A 1,228-nucleotide genomic window follows, 5' to 3' on the forward strand; every position below is an offset into this window, starting at 1 on the left:
CCGGGCCGGACGAGCGGCGGCTGCTGGCCGCCGAGGACGCGATCACCGCCGGGGAGGCGGACCTGGCGCGGGACATCGCGCGCGAGGTGCTGACCCGGGCCACGGTGCCCGCGGAACGGGTGCGGGCCTGGATGGTCGTCATCGAGGCGGCCGGGCAGGCGCTCGGCGAGGTCGACGCGGTGTTCCCGCAGGTGCTGGCCGACGCGGGCGACGACCCCCGGCTGCTGGCGCTCGTCCACTACCAGCTGGCCTGGCGGGAACTGGTCGTCGACGGCGACTTCGACAAGGCCCGGCGGGAGGCGGCGCACGCGGCGGAGCTGGCCGCGCGGGGCGAGGACCGGCGCACGGAGCTGATGGCGCTCGCCTTCCAGGCGTCCACGGAGACGCTGATGGGGCATCCGGACGCGCCCGCCACGATCAAGCGGGCGCTGAAGGAACCCCAGGACCCGTATGTGGCCTGCCACCACAATGGCGCCGGCATGGCCCGTTTCCGGTGGCTGCTCATGAGCGACCAGCTGCCCCAGGCCCGTACGTCGATCACGGCGCTGCTGCGGGAGGCGCGGCGGCGGGGCATGGTCGAGAGCGAGGGGCACTTCCTGCGCTTCCTCGCCGACACCGAGCTGCGCGCGGGGCACTGCGGCCGGGCGCTGGACCTGGCCCGGGAGAGCCTGCTGCTGGCCCGGGACTCCGGGATCGGCGAGAGCGCCTCGGCGATGCAGGCCTCGCTCGCGGAGGCGTCCGGCGGGGACGTGGACCGGGCGCTGGCGCTCGCCCGGGAGGCCGCGGACCACGCCGAGGTGGACGGCGACCAGATGTATCTCTCCCGCGCCCTGGCCGCGCTCGGCTACGCCCAGCTGGTCGCCGGGGACGCGGCGGCAGCCGTCCGCTCGCTGCGGCAGGTGCGGGAGCTGGAGCAGGGCATGGGCATCAGCGACCCGGCGCGGGGCCGCTGGCACGGCGATCTCGCCGAGGCACTGGTGCGGATCGGCGAGCCCGCCGAGGCGCAGGAGCTGATCAACTTCACCCGGGTGCACGCGCTGCGCCTGGACCGGGCGAGCGTCCTCGCCGTACTGGACCGGGCGGAGGCCCTGGTGCGGGCGGCGCGCGGCGAACACGACGCGGCGCAGGCGCAGTTGGTGTCCGCCCGGGACCGGCTCGGCAGGCTCGGCTACGGTCTGGAGGAGGCGCGGGCGGCGTTCGCGCTGGCCCGGCTGCGCGCCCGGCGTCC

The 1,228-nt window shown here is 76.6% G+C and carries 1 pseudogene; it reads left to right on the forward strand.

Annotation, left to right across the window (positions count from 1 at the left end):
- Window positions 1-1,228: pseudogene (locus tag N4P33_RS35375) on the forward strand (helix-turn-helix transcriptional regulator); the annotation flags it as partial.

This window comes from Streptomyces sp. 15-116A (genome assembly GCF_025290915.1).
Classification (GTDB): domain Bacteria; phylum Actinomycetota; class Actinomycetes; order Streptomycetales; family Streptomycetaceae; genus Streptomyces.